This window comes from Mesorhizobium sp. M7A.F.Ca.US.011.01.1.1, from assembly GCF_003998295.1.
In the GTDB taxonomy this organism is placed as follows: Bacteria; Pseudomonadota; Alphaproteobacteria; order Rhizobiales; family Rhizobiaceae; genus Mesorhizobium.
The window spans coordinates 119,556-133,155 of sequence record NZ_RZRT01000004.1; the positions used below are offsets into that span (position 1 = coordinate 119,556).

General features: G+C 62.6%; 16 protein-coding genes. 6 read left to right on the forward strand and 10 right to left on the reverse strand.

The features are described from left to right. Nucleotides 1-23 precede the first annotated feature (23 nt). Both der and EOA13_RS07435 read right to left on the reverse strand, forming a co-directional pair. Complete coding sequence (der, locus tag EOA13_RS07430) at nt 24-1,457, reverse strand: ribosome biogenesis GTPase Der (RefSeq protein WP_127290964.1); 1,434 nt, start codon at nt 1,455-1,457, stop codon at nt 24-26. Next, on the reverse strand, nt 1,454-2,119 hold the full coding sequence (locus EOA13_RS07435; RefSeq protein ID WP_127290966.1) for a tetratricopeptide repeat protein: 666 nt from the start codon (nt 2,117-2,119) through the stop codon (nt 1,454-1,456). The genes der and EOA13_RS07435 overlap by 4 nt, the downstream gene beginning before the upstream one ends. A 213-nt stretch (nt 2,120-2,332) precedes the next feature. Here EOA13_RS07435 and EOA13_RS07440 point away from each other — a divergent pair, with 213 nt between their 5' ends. Continuing rightward, nucleotides 2,333-3,331, forward strand: a complete 999-nt coding sequence (locus tag EOA13_RS07440) for a polysaccharide deacetylase (RefSeq protein WP_127291290.1) — start codon at nt 2,333-2,335, stop codon at nt 3,329-3,331. 35 nt (nt 3,332-3,366) lie between these two features. Here EOA13_RS07440 and sbmA read toward each other — a convergent pair whose 3' ends face one another. From sbmA to EOA13_RS07455, 3 genes are all read right to left on the reverse strand, one after another. Then, nucleotides 3,367-4,626 carry a peptide antibiotic transporter SbmA gene (gene sbmA / locus EOA13_RS07445; protein ID WP_127290968.1) on the reverse strand — a complete coding sequence of 420 codons (1,260 nt, stop codon included), beginning with the start codon at nt 4,624-4,626 and terminating at the stop codon, nt 3,367-3,369. A 113-nt stretch (nt 4,627-4,739) separates the two neighbouring features. Then, nucleotides 4,740-5,900: a YbfB/YjiJ family MFS transporter gene (locus EOA13_RS07450; RefSeq protein ID WP_127290970.1), complete on the reverse strand. Its 1,161-nt coding sequence runs from the start codon at nt 5,898-5,900 to the stop codon at nt 4,740-4,742. A 115-nt stretch (nt 5,901-6,015) separates the two neighbouring features. Further along, a complete protein-coding gene (locus tag EOA13_RS07455) occupies nt 6,016-6,237 on the reverse strand; it encodes a hypothetical protein (RefSeq protein WP_127290972.1) in 222 nt (73 codons plus the stop codon). A 94-nt stretch (nt 6,238-6,331) separates the two neighbouring features. Between EOA13_RS07455 and EOA13_RS07460 the strand changes: the two genes are divergently transcribed. Genes EOA13_RS07460 through EOA13_RS07470 form a run of 3 tightly spaced genes read left to right on the forward strand, consistent with a single transcriptional unit; the run spans nt 6,332 to nt 8,953 of the window. After that, the gene (locus EOA13_RS07460; protein WP_127290974.1) at nt 6,332-7,324 is read left to right on the forward strand and encodes a LysR substrate-binding domain-containing protein; all 993 of its coding nucleotides are present in this window, start codon (nt 6,332-6,334) and stop codon (nt 7,322-7,324) included. Next, the gene (locus EOA13_RS07465) at nt 7,321-8,577 is read left to right on the forward strand and encodes an aminopeptidase (RefSeq protein WP_127290976.1); all 1,257 of its coding nucleotides are present in this window, start codon (nt 7,321-7,323) and stop codon (nt 8,575-8,577) included. The genes EOA13_RS07460 and EOA13_RS07465 overlap by 4 nt, the downstream gene beginning before the upstream one ends. Nucleotides 8,578-8,596: 19 nt before the next feature. Beyond that, nucleotides 8,597-8,953, forward strand: coding sequence for a DUF488 domain-containing protein (locus EOA13_RS07470; protein ID WP_127290978.1), 357 nt, complete (start codon nt 8,597-8,599; stop codon nt 8,951-8,953). A gap of 223 nt (nt 8,954-9,176) precedes the next feature. Here EOA13_RS07470 and EOA13_RS07475 read toward each other — a convergent pair whose 3' ends face one another. Then, on the reverse strand, nt 9,177-9,524 hold the full coding sequence (locus tag EOA13_RS07475; protein ID WP_127290980.1) for an ArsC family reductase: 348 nt from the start codon (nt 9,522-9,524) through the stop codon (nt 9,177-9,179). A 146-nt stretch (nt 9,525-9,670) separates the two neighbouring features. Between EOA13_RS07475 and EOA13_RS07480 the strand changes: the two genes are divergently transcribed. Together EOA13_RS07480 and EOA13_RS07485 are read left to right on the forward strand one after the other, a co-directional pair. Next, a complete protein-coding gene (locus EOA13_RS07480) occupies nt 9,671-10,027 on the forward strand; it encodes a metalloregulator ArsR/SmtB family transcription factor (RefSeq protein WP_023808692.1) in 357 nt (118 codons plus the stop codon). Further along, nucleotides 10,024-10,503: an SRPBCC family protein gene (locus EOA13_RS07485; RefSeq protein ID WP_127290982.1), complete on the forward strand. Its 480-nt coding sequence runs from the start codon at nt 10,024-10,026 to the stop codon at nt 10,501-10,503. Before EOA13_RS07480 ends, EOA13_RS07485 begins: the two co-directional genes overlap by 4 nt. A gap of 103 nt (nt 10,504-10,606) precedes the next feature. Here EOA13_RS07485 and EOA13_RS07490 read toward each other — a convergent pair whose 3' ends face one another. From EOA13_RS07490 to EOA13_RS07505, 4 genes are all read right to left on the reverse strand, one after another. Further along, complete coding sequence (locus EOA13_RS07490; protein ID WP_127261632.1) at nt 10,607-10,960, reverse strand: nuclear transport factor 2 family protein; 354 nt, start codon at nt 10,958-10,960, stop codon at nt 10,607-10,609. Between the two features lie 103 nt (nt 10,961-11,063). Then, nucleotides 11,064-11,672, reverse strand: a complete 609-nt coding sequence (locus tag EOA13_RS07495) for a 2'-5' RNA ligase (RefSeq protein ID WP_127290984.1) — start codon at nt 11,670-11,672, stop codon at nt 11,064-11,066. Between the two features lie 96 nt (nt 11,673-11,768). Then, nucleotides 11,769-12,854, reverse strand: coding sequence for an ABC transporter ATP-binding protein (locus EOA13_RS07500; protein WP_127290986.1), 1,086 nt, complete (start codon nt 12,852-12,854; stop codon nt 11,769-11,771). After that, on the reverse strand, nt 12,844-13,452 hold the full coding sequence (locus tag EOA13_RS07505; protein ID WP_127290988.1) for a cupin domain-containing protein: 609 nt from the start codon (nt 13,450-13,452) through the stop codon (nt 12,844-12,846). Before EOA13_RS07505 ends, EOA13_RS07500 begins: the two co-directional genes overlap by 11 nt. Nucleotides 13,453-13,600: the final 148 nt, after the last annotated feature.

Consider the following 13,600-nt stretch of genomic DNA (forward strand, 5'->3'; position numbering starts at 1 on the left):
GGGCACCAAGGGGGCACCGCCGATCAGCTGCGTTTCTTGGACCTGCCGGCGAATGGATTGTCCGACGTGCGCAGCGCGATGCGGATCGGTACGCCGGGCATGTCGAAGGCTTCGCGCAGGCTGTTGGAGAGATAGCGGACATAGGATTGCGGCATCGCATCGGGCCGCGAGCACTGGACAACGAAACCCGGCGGCCGGGTCTTGGCCTGGGTGACGTATTTGACCTTCAGCCGGCGCCCGGCCACGGCAGGCGGCGGATGGTGTGCCAGGATGCCTTCCAGCCAGCGGTTGAGCTTGCCGGTCGAGACGCGGCTGTTCCACACCTTGTGCGTCCTGATGACGGCATCCATCAGCTTGTCGAGGCCGCGCCCGGTCTCGCCGGAGACAGGTACCGCCTGGAGGCCGCGCGCCTGGGGAAGAAGCCGTTCCGTCTTCTCGCGCAGTTCGGCCAGAAGCTCCTGGGGATGGTCGATCAGATCCCATTTGTTGAAGGCGATCACCGGCGCCCGGCCTTCCCTGATGATCAGGTCGGCGATCTGCAGATCCTGCTTCTCGAAGGGGATGGTGGCGTCGAGGACGATGATGACGATCTCGGCAAACCGGATGGCGCGCAGGCCGTCCTGCACCGACATCACTTCCAGCTTTTCGTGGATCCTGGCCTTGCGGCGCATGCCGGCCGTGTCGAACAGTTTCAGGCGGCGGCCATGCCAATCCCAATCGACCGAGATCGAATCGCGGGTAATGCCGGCTTCCGGTCCGGTGAGCAGCCGCTCTTCGCCGATCAGCGCGTTGATCAGCGTCGACTTGCCGGCATTGGGACGGCCGACAACGGCGATGCGCATCGGCTTGGTGTCGTCATAGGCGTGCTCGGCATCCGGATCGGCGATATCCTCGCCGATCAGCACCTCGCCGGCAGCGACGTCTTCGTCTTCGCCGTCTTCTTCTTCGCCGAAGGCGCGCGCTTCGCCGAGCGCGCCGATCACGGCGTCGCGCAAATCGGGCATGCCCTGGCCATGCTCGGCCGAAACCGGGATCGGCTCGCCAAGTCCGAGTTCCCAGGCTTCCAGCATGCCGCCCTGGGCGCCCTTCGCCTCGGCCTTGTTGGCGACCAGCACGACCGGCTTGCCGGACTTGCGCACGATCTCGGCGAAGGTCCTGTCGTCAGGCAAAAGGCCGGACTTGGCGTCGATGGTGAAGAAGATCAGGTCGGCTTCGCGGATGGCGATCTCGGTCTGCGCGCGCATGCGGCCGGGCAAGGTCGAGGCGCCAGCGTCCTCGAAGCCGGCGGTGTCGATGACATCGAAATGCAGGTCGTAGAGCTTGGCGGCATGGACGCGACGGTCGCGGGTGACGCCCGGCGTGTCGTCGACGAGCGCCAGCTTCCTTCCCACCAGCCGATTGAAAAGAGTCGATTTGCCGACGTTAGGTCTGCCGATGATGGCGACTTTGAAGGTCACGACGCGCTGCCCGACCCGCGGATCAGCTCGGACATCAATGTTGCGCGCTCGCGGGTGTTGCGCGGGGCGCCGTCATCGGCGGCGATCTGGTCGAACAGTTTCAGCGCATCCTGCGTCTTGCCTTCCTTCCAGGCGGAAAGGCCGAGTGCCTCGCGCGCCGTATGGCGCAGCGTGTTGGTGTCGGATGTGAGCGCTTCGACACGGCTGGAAACGTCGGCGAACGAGCCATGGTCGACGAGCAGCAGCGCTGCCCGCAGCCGCGCCATGTCGCGAATGCCCTGGGGAATGGCCGTATCGGCGGCGACTTCGTCGAAATCCTTGACGGCGGCGGGGACGTCGCCCTTGTTCGCCTTGACGGTCGCGCCGCGCATGCGGGCGAGCAAAGGATAGGCGCCGTAGCCATCGTTCTCCAACTGATCGAGCGCAGTCAGCGCCTCGTCGTTCTTGCCGTCATTGGCGAGCTTCAGCGCCTGTGAGAACGCATCGCCCGAGCGGTTGGCGCGCGTCTCGTCCCAATAGCGATAGCCGACGAAGGCGGCGGTGCCGAGCACCACGAGGATCGCAACGACAATCAGAGCGGGGCCAAAACGGTCCCACAGCGCCTGCGCCTGCTCGCGACGGATCTCGTCGTTGACTTCACGGATAAAACTGTCGTCGGACATCAATCAAACCATTCCTGCCCGGTCGGGCCCTTTGTCAGCCCGCGTTTTAGCGAAATTTTGCCGGCATGGAAGGGGTTCAACCGGAAAATCGCTATTGTCCGGGGCAAACGGATGTTTGCCCCGGACAAGCAGCCGAAAAGGCCAATCGCACCCACGCCACATTTAGGCGATAGCAGGCTTGCAGACGTTCCCCCAGTGAAGATCAGATTGCCTATGCTTCGTCCGTTCCGCGTTGTTGCGTTTTGGCTTGCCGCGCTCACCACTGGTGGCGGGGCTTTGGCCGATCCGCCGGTGCCGGCGAAGCCGAAACAGGTCGTCATCATCTCATTCGACAGTGCCCGCGACATTTCGCAGTGGAAACGCAGCCGGGCACTGGCTGAGCGCACCGGCGCGCATTTCACCTATTTTCTGTCCTGCGTCTTCCTGCTGTCGACGGAGACACGCAAGGAGTACACCGCACCGGGCAAAGGCGCCGGCAAATCCAACATCGGCTTTGCCGCCTCGAAGCAGGAAGTCACCGAGCGGCTCGAACAGATCGGCCTTGCCGCGCATGAAGGCCACGATATCGCCAGCCATGGCTGCGGCCATTTCGACGGCAAGGACTGGAGAAAGGCCGACTGGCTGAAAGAGTTCAGTTCGTTCGAGTACATTCTCGAGAACGCCTATGCGATCAACGGCATTGCACCCGAACCACAGGGCTGGCGCGATTTCGCGCGGCATGCGGTGGTCGGCTTTCGCGCGCCGTATCTGTCGACTGGCAAGGCGCTTTACGAAGCGCTGCCGGCGGCCGGATATAAATTCGATGCCAGCGGCGTCTCGCAAGGCCCTGCCCGACCGACGGCCAGCAACGGCATCATGCACTTTTCCCTGCCTCAGATTCCCGAAGGACCGAAGTCGCGGCCGGTGATTGCCATGGACTACAACCTCTATATTAGGCATTCCGGCGGCTTCGAGCGGCCAAGCCAAGCGGGCGAGTTCGCCAACCGGACCTATGCTGCCTTCCGCGCCGCCTTCGACAAGCAGTATGCGGGAAAACGCATTCCGCTGGAACTCGGCTTCCACTTCGCGCTGATGAATGACGGCGCCTACTGGAACGCGCTTGAGCGCTTTGCCGGCGACGTCTGCGTCAAAGCCGATGTCGAATGCATCAGTTTTCGCGATTATGTTTCGCGCCAGGATGCTGGCCAGAGGCAGGTCTCGGTCGGCGGCTGAGCCGCCAACCCGGTTCGATTTCCAACCCTCGGTTTTTAGGCTGGGTCCTCGGCGCCCTGCCTTGCCAGATAGCGCTGGTCGATTTCAGGCAGCGGCTCGCCTTGGAGCGTCGCCTCGAAGGCGCGCAGGCGCTTGTGGACTGATTGCAGCTCGACGATGGTCGACCAGGAGGTGAGCAGAAATTGCAGCGAACCGGTCACCTTACCGAACGCGTTCGAAATCTGATTCAGCGCGCCGAACGTTATCTTGTGCGCCACCAGCGAGGGACCGAGGATCAGCAGCGAGAAAATGTTGTCGGCCTGCAGGTAGGTGTAACGGACGACGTTGAAATAGATGTAGTGAAAATAGAGCCTGAAATAATTGTGACGAACATTCTCGAACAGCTCGGCGGTGGTGGCCGGCTGGGCCCGGTCCGCATGATCCTCGCCGTAGACGAGTTCCTTGCGGTAGGCGGCTTCGACACGCTGGTTGCGGAACTGCAGCCCTGGAAGCTTCAGACCGGCAACCATGACCGAGATCGTCCCGAACAGACACCAGGCAAGGGCCGCGACAACCAATGGCTGCGGGATCGCGCCGATAATCGGCAACTCGGTGATATGGGCCTGCAACTGGATCATGACCGGCAGGAATGCGATCAACGTCATGATCGACTGGACGAAGCTGGAGCCGAGATCTTCCATGATCTGCGAGAACCGCATCGTGTCTTCCTGGATACGCTGCGAGGCACCCTCGATATGGCGCAGCCTGCCCCAGTTCTCGACGAAGTAGTTGTTCATCGCCGTGCGCCAACGGAAGATCCAGTGACTGACGATGAAGGCATTGACCACCTGCACATTCATGCCGACCAGCGCCAGCCACGAAAAATCGGCCAATCCGACATAAAATTCGCTGTTGGTCGACTTTCCAGTCCCCGACATCAGGCCCTGCACATAGTCGAAGAAAGGCCCATACCAGGCGTTGACGGCGACGCTGACCTGCACATTGAAATAGATGAAGAACAGGATGACCGCGGTCATCAGGATCGACCAGCGCTGCCATGGATGCGGCGAATACCAGCTCCAGAATGCGTAGAAGACGAGCACGCAGAACGCGAAATAGAGATAAAACCACAGAAATGGCGGCGATATGAGGATGGCGATGCCGATGATGGGCGGCGCGCCGGCCGCGGCGGGCGGTAACCCGAAAACCGCACCTAATTGTTCACCACCGAAGAACCAGAACAGGATCGCCGCAAGGCTCCAGATGGCGGCCGAAGTGAAGAACAGCTTCGGCTGCGGGAAAAAGGATACGAACACTGTGGCGAATTCCTCGATCTAGGCGCAAATCAGCTGACGACAGCGGGCATAAAGTCACACATTAGTGGGAAAGAAAATGCCCGTGCCCGATGCCCGGCACAGCAAGCCCACAATCATGGCGATTTTGGCGCAGCCGACCATGTGATGGCGCCGGAGACGACCAGCACGATTGCGGCGGTGATCGAGGCGAGGAAGAAATCGCCGGACATTTGCGCCAGAAATCCGGCGGCGACCGGCCCGATGATCTGGCCAAGGCCGAACGCAGCCGTCATCAGGGCAAAGATCCGCCGCGGCGCGTCTGGCGCCTGCTGCCGGGCGGCCTGCAGGCCAAATGCGGTGATGGCAATGAAGGTGCCGCCGAGCAGCACGCCGGCGAGCAGCGGCCCGGTGGCTCCGCCGATGGCGACGCTGGCGGTGACGCCGGCAACTTCGATGAAGCACGCCAGCGCATAGGCGGCATAGAGGCCGGTCCGGGCTGCGATCTTCTGCCAGAGCCAGACCGAGGGAAAGCCCGCAAGACCGGCGACCATCCACACCATGGCCTCGAAGATGCGGCTGCCGCCGCCTTGCCGAACGATGGCGACCAGGAATGTCGCCGTCACCACATAGCCAAAGCCGAACAGGCCGTAGGCGATGATGACCTTGACCAACGACCGGTCCATCCGCAGTGCCGGCTCGCGGGCGACTTCGCCGTTTCCGAGCGGCCCCTCATTGACCAGCAGAGCCACGAGGACGAAACCACAGGCCGAAATCGCCGCCGACCACAGCCAGCCTGCCGCCCAGCCCGAATGCTCGGCGACCAGCACCGCCATCATCGCCGCCGATGCCGCTATGCCGAGTCCGACGCCGCCGAAATGCCAGGCCTGCAGGTCGTTGCGACCGGCAGCCGCGATATGGCTGAACACGATGCTGGCCATGAACACCATGACGAAGGCGCTGGCCAGACCGGCCAGAAAGCGGATGGCGAGAAAGGCCGCCATCGCTTCGGTCAGCCCCATCAGCGCGGCAAGGACCGCACTGGCGCCAAGCCCCGCCAGCATCAGCAGGCGCTCGCGCCCATGCGCCCAGCCGCCCGCCGCTGCCAACGCGCCGACGAGGTAGCCGAGATAATTGGCCGACGCGATCCAGCCGGCATCGGCAGGCGACAGATGCAGTTCCTGCATCATCCCGGGCAGGATCGGCGTGTAGACGAAACGGCCGATGCCCATGGCAATCGCCATGGCAATCATGCCGGCGAGAGCGAAACGCAGCGCTGTCGAGGTGGCTGATGTCATTGCACTGCACAATAAGTGCAGGGATCGCTGAAACAATCGCCATCTGTTGGGCCAGTGCGTACGCGGGACGCGGTGCTCGCGTCGACTTTCCCCAAGCCGAACGCTTGGCCCCTGCTCAGCAGCGGCAACCGGCGTGCAATGGAGCCGTCTCGTGCACTGTCCGCCGTGCCGTCAGCCTGAACGGCACATCGCCCAGTTCGCGCTCCGACATGGTGTTCAGCACCGGATGCGAAAGCGGATCGATCAGCCATCTCTGCGTTTCGCTGTCCTGGCGCGGCTCATGCGAAGTACTCGCAGCGAAAAAGACCTTCAGCGATGACGACAATATCCTCAGCATTTCCGGCTCCACAGGTCTGTCTCTCCCGAGAAAATCTGCCGTTTCGACATGCCTTTCAATTGAGATTTCAGCCGGATCAGTTTAGAAAAACTCAATGGCCATGCTCAACCGCGTCCATCTCAACGGCCTCCGCGCCGTCGAAACCGTTGCCCGTCTCGGATCGCTGGCCGCGGCGGCCGGTGAGCTCAACGTTTCCGTCAGTGCCGTCAGCCAACAGATCAGCCGCACCGAGAAGCAGCTTGGCCAGGCGTTGTTCGAGCGAACGGCGAGCGGTCTCGTGCTGACCGAATTCGGCGCCGTCTTCGCTACCCGTCTCGGCGCTGGATTTCGTGAACTTGCCCAGGCCGTGGCGCTGGCCGACGAGGCGACGCAGTGCACATTGGTGGTTTCGGTGGCGCCGGCCTTTGCCTCGAAATGGCTCTTGCCGCGACTGTCGCGCCACTTCGACCGGCATCCCAACGTGCTGCTGCGCATCGACGCTTCGGTGCGGCTGGCCAATCTCGATTACTCGGACATCGACATCGCCATCCGGCTTGGCGACGGCAAATGGCCAGGCGGGCGCACGGAACTGCTCTTGGCGCAGGAAGTTTTCCCGGTCTGCGCGCCGGCGATCGCCCAAAAACTGAAATCGATCGAGGACCTTGCCCAGACCTGCGCGATTACCGACGAGCGGGCGATGATCAACTGGGAAAGCTGGTTCGAAACGGCCGGCGTTCCACCTGTCACCTTCCTCAAGGGTGCGCGTTTCACCGACCCGATGCTGTGCCTGGAATCGGCGATTGCCGGCCATGGCGTGATGCTGGGCTGGCAATTGCTCGCCGCGGATGCGCTGGCCGACGGGCGGCTGGTGGCGCCTTTCGGAATCCGCGCCCAGAGCGGGCTCGGCTATTGGCTGGTGACCTCGTCCGTCAAGGCGGAAAGCCGCAAGGTCCGGGATTTCAAGCTCTGGATCAGGGAAGAGATCGAGGCAACCATGGCGCGGTTCGGGTCCGCAAACCCAGCACCCGCCGGCGCGATCGCGGTGGAAAGCACCGCGCCGCCGCTCTATGGTAGGTCGGACATCAAACTACGACAGGCAGGATCATGACCACACATTCGCGCGGCGTTTCCGCATCGATCGACCCGGTGAAGCTCGACAGGCTGGCGGAAGTCGCCATCAAGGTCGGGCTGCAATTGCAGCCAGGACAGGATCTGGTGCTGACCTCATCGATCGCGGCACTGCCGTTGACCAGGCGGATCGTCGAGCATGCCTACAAGGCCGGTGCCGGGCTGGTGACGCCGATCTTCAACGATGACGAGATGACGCTGGCCCGCTACCGTTTCGGCGCCGACGCGAGCTTCGACCGCGCCGCCGGCTGGCTTTATGAGGGCATGGCGAAAGCCTTTGCCAACAATGCGGCGCGGCTTGCCGTGCGCGGCGAGGATCCGTCGCTGTTGTCGGCACAGGACCCGGCGAAAGTGGCGCGCGCCAACAAGGCGAATTCGATGGCCTACCAGCCGGCGCTGGAAAAGATCACCGGCTTCGACATCAACTGGAACATCGTCGCCTATCCGGACCTCGCCTGGGCCAGGCAGGTCTTCCCCGGCGATGCCGACGACGTTGCGGTCGTGAAGCTTGCCGATGCCATCTTCGCCGCGTCGCGGGTCGATGTGGAGGACCCGATCGGCAACTGGAAAGCGCACAACGCAGCACTTCGCAGCCGCACCGAATGGCTCAACGGTCATAATTTCCATGCGCTGCACTTCACCGGGCCAGGCACCGACCTGACGGTTGGACTGGCAGACGGCCATGAATGGATGGGCGGCGCCTCGACCGCCAAGAACGGCATCACCTGCAACCCCAACATCCCGACCGAGGAGGTCTTCACCACGCCGCACGCAAGGCGGGTCGAGGGTCATGTTTCCTCGACCAAGCCGCTGTCCTACCAGGGCACGCTGATCGACGACATTTCGGTGCGTTTCGAAGAAGGCAGGATCGTCGAGGCCAAGGCCTCGAAGGGCGAGGACGTGCTGAAGAAGGTGCTCGACACCGATGAGGGCGCGCGCCGCCTCGGCGAGGTGGCGCTGGTGCCACATTCCTCGCCAATCTCGGCGAGCGGGCTGTTGTTCTTCAACACGCTGTTCGATGAGAACGCCGCCTGCCATATCGCGCTCGGCCAGTGCTATTCGAAGTGCTTCGTCGACGGCGCCTCGCTCAGCCAGGACGAGATCGCGGCGCGTGGCGGCAACAAGAGTTTAATCCACATCGACTGGATGATCGGCTCGGACAGGATCGACATCGATGGCGTCCACAAGGACGGCGCCCGCGTGCCCGTCATGCGCAAGGGCGAGTGGGCCTGACCCGCTTACGGAGGGTCCGATGGCCTTCGACCTGGCGGTCAAGCGTATCTACGAGCCACCCGCGCCCGATGACGGGCAGCGGGTTCTGGTCGACCGCATCTGGCCGCGCGGCGTCAGCAAGGAACACGCCGGGCTGGCGCTGTGGTTGAAGGAGATCGCGCCGAGCGACGAGCTGCGAAAGTGGTTCGGACATGAGCCGGCGCGCTGGGTGGAGTTTCAGGAGCGGTATCGTGCTGAGCTGGACGGGAACGGCGAGGCGGTGGGTGAATTGCGCGGCCTGCTTCGCCACGGCAAGGTGACGCTGCTCTACGGCGCGCATGATGAAGCGCATAACAATGCGGTGGCGCTGGCGGCATTTCTCAGAAAGACGGATTGAAGGGCGCCCACAATCTGCAAGGTCGGCGATTGGCCGATCTCCCCCCTTGCGGGGGAGATGCCCGGCAGGGCAGAGGGGGGGCTGTCCCGCCGACCTGTCAGCCAATCACCGGCTAAATTCTGAGACGAACAGTCAAAGGGTGGCGATCCTTCACACCCCCCTCTGGCCTGCCGGCCATCTCCCCCGCAAGGGGGGAGATTGGCAGCGTCGCCGTCTCGCTACGCTACCTCACCGCCTGCTCATAAACATCCGGCTTGAAGCCGACGAGGACGCGCTCGCCCAGTTCCAGCACCGGCCGCTTGATCACGGTCGGCTTGGCCAGCATCAACGCCTTGGCCTTCTTCTCGTCCAGGCTCTGCTTGTCGTTGTCCGGCAGCTCGCGAAACGTCGTGCTCGCCTTGTTGAGCAGCTTTTCCCAGCCGACCTTGCCAACCCAGCCATCGAGCCGCTTGGCATCCAGCCCCTCTGCCCTGAAATCGTGAAACCGGTAGGAAACATCATGGCCCTCCAGCCAGACGCGAGCCTTCCTGACCGTGTCGCAGGTGGTGATGCCGTAGATGATGATCGTCAAAACAGTGGCCCTTCCGATTTCGAATCTGACCGCAGATTAAGGACGCTCTGCGCGCTTTGCCAGCGCTCCCCGGCATGCCTGCGGTTTTGCTCTTGCCAACGCTAAGGAATTTCCCTAAGTGTTTTGACAGTGCCTCAGGACAACCAATGACAAGCCTTCAGACCACAACTCCGAGCCGTCCACCGATCGACGGCATCTTTCGCGCACTGTCCGATCCGACGCGGCGACGCGTGGTGGAGCGGCTGAACCGCAGCCCTGCCTCGGTCAGCGAGCTTGCCCAACCGTTCGACATGGCCCTGCCCTCCTTCATCGAACATCTCAAAATCCTCGAAGGTTGCGGGCTGGTGCGCTCGCAAAAGACCGGCCGGGTCAGGACCTATCAACTGGCACCCGAGCCGCTGAAGCTTGCCGAAAACTGGCTGGCCGAACAGCGCACGCTGTGGGAGCGCCGCCTCGACCAGTTCGACGCCTATGTGATGACCCTCCAGGAGACAGAAAAATGATCTATCCCCTCAAGCCGGATCCCAGACTGGACCTCGTGCTGGAGCGCGTCATCGATGCGCCGCCCGAATTGCTGTGGCGCGCCTTGACGACGCCTGAGCATGTCAAGCAATGGTTCACGCCTAGGCCTTGGATGATCACCGACTGCGAGATCGACCTCAGGCCGGGCGGTCTGTTCCGGACGCGCATGCAGTCGCCCGACGGCAATGAGGTCAACGACCGCCATTGCTGCTATCTCGAAATCGTGCCGAACGAGCGGCTGGTGTGGACGGATGCATTGTTGCCGGGTTACCGGCCGTCAGGGGAACCCTTCATCACCGCTGTCATTTCCTTGCAGCCGGACGGCAAGGGCACGCGCTACACCGCCACCGCCATCCATCGCGACGAGGCGACCCGCAACAACCATGAAGAGATGGGTTTCTTCGATGGCTGGGGCACGGTGGCCGATCAGCTTGCGCAGTACGTGAAGACCATTTGAGCCTCTCACATGGCGGCCTGGGACATCGTCCCGGCCGCCATGCTTATTTTTCAACCTTCAGCGACGAGACCGAGCTCCCGCAAGCCGATGGTATTTCACGGCCTCAATAATAGAAGCGCTCTTCGGTGATCTTGCCGTTCTTGACCGTGTAGAGGCCAACTTCATCCATGGTGACACGCTCGCCGGTAGCCTTGGGCGTTATGTCGAACTTGAAGCGCACCGCGAACTGGTCTCCGTTGACGTAGGGGCCCTCGACCGAGCCGCCATGCACTTCATTGTTCTCCTGCCACCACTGGCCCTTCTGCCTGAGCGCCTCCTTGCCGTGGGAGATGGCCATCGGCCCCGCCATGGCTTCGAGACTGACGATATCATCGGCGTTGTACTTCTCGGCAGCAGCTTCGTTATCGCCCTGCTTGAGCAGTTCGGTGAAATCCTTGGCAATTTCCGCAATGGTCATCTGTGTTCCTCCTGTTCGGACGCACTGCAAATAGGGAACGGCTCGCTGGCCTGCCATCGTCGGACCGCGCGGTAGCTGACAATACGTGTCACCAGCTTGCGGACTACGATGCCAACGGCAAAGGCCAACGATCCAGGAAGAGGTATTTTGTCAGGCCGCGCAGGCTGTGAACAAAGATGAAGTCATGGGCAACGAAGCTGATCGGTTCGATGGGCTGCCGAGAGATGAACTTTTGATCGTAGGCAAGTGTCAGATGCGGAACGAAATGATCCGACGCTTTGAGCCCATTCCTCAGCATCTCGACACCAAGCAATTTGTGAAGTTCAAAAACCGGTCCATCATCGGCGAGAAGCACAAATGGGCGATGAGGTGGCCTGCCCCTTGTTGCCGGGCGACCGGGAAAGCTGCCGACGTGGCCAAACGTGACCTCGAAAGCAGGCATGTGGACACGCTGACCCGATCGAGATCCCGCAAAGACGGTCCTAGACCGTAGCCGCTTGTAGTCGCCGGCATGTTGCAGGCTCAGATGGAACCGTTCAACCGACAGCAGCGATTCACCGACTTCATGTCGATGACAAAGCTGGGTCTGCAGATTGGCGAATGAACCATAGTCCTTCGGCTGTAAGAACAACCCGAAGAAGGCACGATCCGGCCGCTTCGGTTGCCACGGAGGCTCTGGTATGCCGAAATCGAATTCACCTTGCCGATACATACTCATACGTCCGGCGAAGAACGCTCCTGTTTCTCGTCTACGATTAGAACAAAACAGGAACAACTCTTGGAGTCAAGCGTGAATTTGGTCGATGAACTAACCTGGCAGCACCGGGCAGTTGGCACCACGGCGCAGGCTGATATGCGCCACGTCGCCGGCGCTGAATTGAAAACCTTCGGCCTGGCGCGGTGCATCGATGACAACAGGTGCGCCCTGCCCGAGTTCGGCATGCAGGCGCAGCGTGCGGCCGTGAAAGACGATGCTGTTGACGCGCGCCGGTGCAGTGCCGGGCGCGGCCTCGGTCGTCGCCAGCAAATCCTCCGGGCGCACGCCAATCGTCCGCACCTCACCTTCGCTGGGTGACTGGCCGGTTTCACAAATAGCCTCCAGCGGCAGGGTGCCGGCGGCGAAACGCAAGCGATCGCCATCGCGGCCGATAAACCGTGATTGCAGGAGATTCATGGTGCCGATGAAGCTCGCCACAAACTTCGTGGCGGGCCGGTCATAAAGTGTGGCCGGCGGCGCAATCTGCTCGATGCGGCCCTTGTTCATGACGACGATGCGGTCGGAGATCGACAGCGCTTCGGTCTGGTCGTGGGTGACCATGACGAAGGTGGTGCCGAGCCGCGACTGCAGCCGCTTCAGTTCAACCTGCATCTGTTCGCGCAGATGCGCATCGAGCGCCGACAACGGCTCGTCGAGCAGGAGCACGCGTGGTTCGCAGACGATGGCACGCGCCAGTGCGACGCGCTGGCGCTGGCCGCCCGACAGTTCGGAGACGCGGGCGCCAAGCTTGTCGGCGAGGCCGACCATGTCGAGGGCTTTGCCGGTGCGCTTTGCCTGCTCGGCTCCAGACAGTTTGCGCAGCGACAGGCCGAAGCCGACATTTTCGGCGACATTCATGTGCGGGAACAGCGCGTAATCCTGGAAAACGGTGTTGACCGGCCGGTCGAACGGCCGAAGTGCCGTGATATCGCGACCATCGAGCAACACCTTGCCGGTCGTCGGGCTTTCGAAGCCGGCGATGACGCGCAGGCTGGTGGTCTTGCCGCAACCCGACGGCCCGAGCAGCGTGATGAACTCGCCGCCGACAATGTCGAGATCGACGGCGTCGAGCCCGACGACGCCGCCAGGAAAAATCTTCGAAACCGCCTGCAGCCGCACAAGTGGATCAAGCGCCATCGCGAACCTCGGACGGCTTCGTGGTGTTGACCCAGAGGATCTGGCAGCGCTCGGCGCCCGGATTGCGGAAGGCATGCAAAAGCGTGCTCTTGAACGCAAAACTGTCGCCGGCCTTCAGCACGTAATTTGTCGAATCCACCACCAGTTCGACCTCGCCGGCCAGCACGAAGCCGAATTCATGACCGGCATGGGCATAGGCCTCGGCCGTGCCGCCGCTGGCTTCCACCGTCACCAGCATGCCGGTCAGCGTCGCGCCCGGCGGTGACAGCAGCGCCTTGGCAATGCCTTCCGATTTTACCGGGATCTGCCGCCGCTTGTCGGCACGCACGCAATAGAGATCGTTGATGGCATCGTTGCCGTCGGCGATCAGCGCCGACGGCTCGATATCGAGGGCAGCGGCGAGCGGCCAGATCACCTTGACGCGCAACGAGGACATGCCGCGCTCGATCTGGCTCAGTGCCCCGATCGACACACCGGCTTTTGCGGCAAGATCGGCCAGAGACAGGTTGCGCTCCAGCCGCAGCGCCCGCACGCGCCGGCCGACCCGCACATCGGCATCGTCCTTCGGCTTCTCAGCCGCCTCGTCCAGCATGTCCATCGGTCGGTCCTTGTTGCGGTCTCTGGGGGCCAGCGCCTGACAAAGGCCTGCCTCGGGATTGAATTCGCACTTTTACCAGGCGTCGGCGCCGCCCCTCATCCGCCTGCCGGCCCCTTCTCCCCGTACAGTGACGGGGAGAAGGGGGCTG

What these genes read in the sequence shown, in the direction of transcription:
- EOA13_RS07480 (WP_023808692.1), top strand. Translation starts at nt 9,671, where the DNA reads ATGACAAGCCTTCAGACCACAACTCCGAGCCGTCCACCGATCGACGGC.
- EOA13_RS07490 (WP_127261632.1), bottom strand. Translation starts at nt 10,960, where the DNA reads ATGACCATTGCGGAAATTGCCAAGGATTTCACCGAACTGCTCAAGCAG.
- EOA13_RS07440 (WP_127291290.1), top strand. Translation starts at nt 2,333, where the DNA reads ATGCTTCGTCCGTTCCGCGTTGTTGCGTTTTGGCTTGCCGCGCTCACC.
- EOA13_RS07435 (WP_127290966.1), bottom strand. Translation starts at nt 2,119, where the DNA reads ATGTCCGACGACAGTTTTATCCGTGAAGTCAACGACGAGATCCGTCGC.
- EOA13_RS07460 (WP_127290974.1), top strand. Translation starts at nt 6,332, where the DNA reads ATGGCCATGCTCAACCGCGTCCATCTCAACGGCCTCCGCGCCGTCGAA.
- EOA13_RS07470 (WP_127290978.1), top strand. Translation starts at nt 8,597, where the DNA reads ATGGCCTTCGACCTGGCGGTCAAGCGTATCTACGAGCCACCCGCGCCC.
- EOA13_RS07495 (WP_127290984.1), bottom strand. Translation starts at nt 11,672, where the DNA reads ATGTATCGGCAAGGTGAATTCGATTTCGGCATACCAGAGCCTCCGTGG.
- EOA13_RS07505 (WP_127290988.1), bottom strand. Translation starts at nt 13,452, where the DNA reads ATGGACATGCTGGACGAGGCGGCTGAGAAGCCGAAGGACGATGCCGAT.
- EOA13_RS07455 (WP_127290972.1), bottom strand. Translation starts at nt 6,237, where the DNA reads ATGCTGAGGATATTGTCGTCATCGCTGAAGGTCTTTTTCGCTGCGAGT.
- EOA13_RS07500 (WP_127290986.1), bottom strand. Translation starts at nt 12,854, where the DNA reads ATGGCGCTTGATCCACTTGTGCGGCTGCAGGCGGTTTCGAAGATTTTT.
- EOA13_RS07465 (WP_127290976.1), top strand. Translation starts at nt 7,321, where the DNA reads ATGACCACACATTCGCGCGGCGTTTCCGCATCGATCGACCCGGTGAAG.
- EOA13_RS07485 (WP_127290982.1), top strand. Translation starts at nt 10,024, where the DNA reads ATGATCTATCCCCTCAAGCCGGATCCCAGACTGGACCTCGTGCTGGAG.
- EOA13_RS07450 (WP_127290970.1), bottom strand. Translation starts at nt 5,900, where the DNA reads ATGACATCAGCCACCTCGACAGCGCTGCGTTTCGCTCTCGCCGGCATG.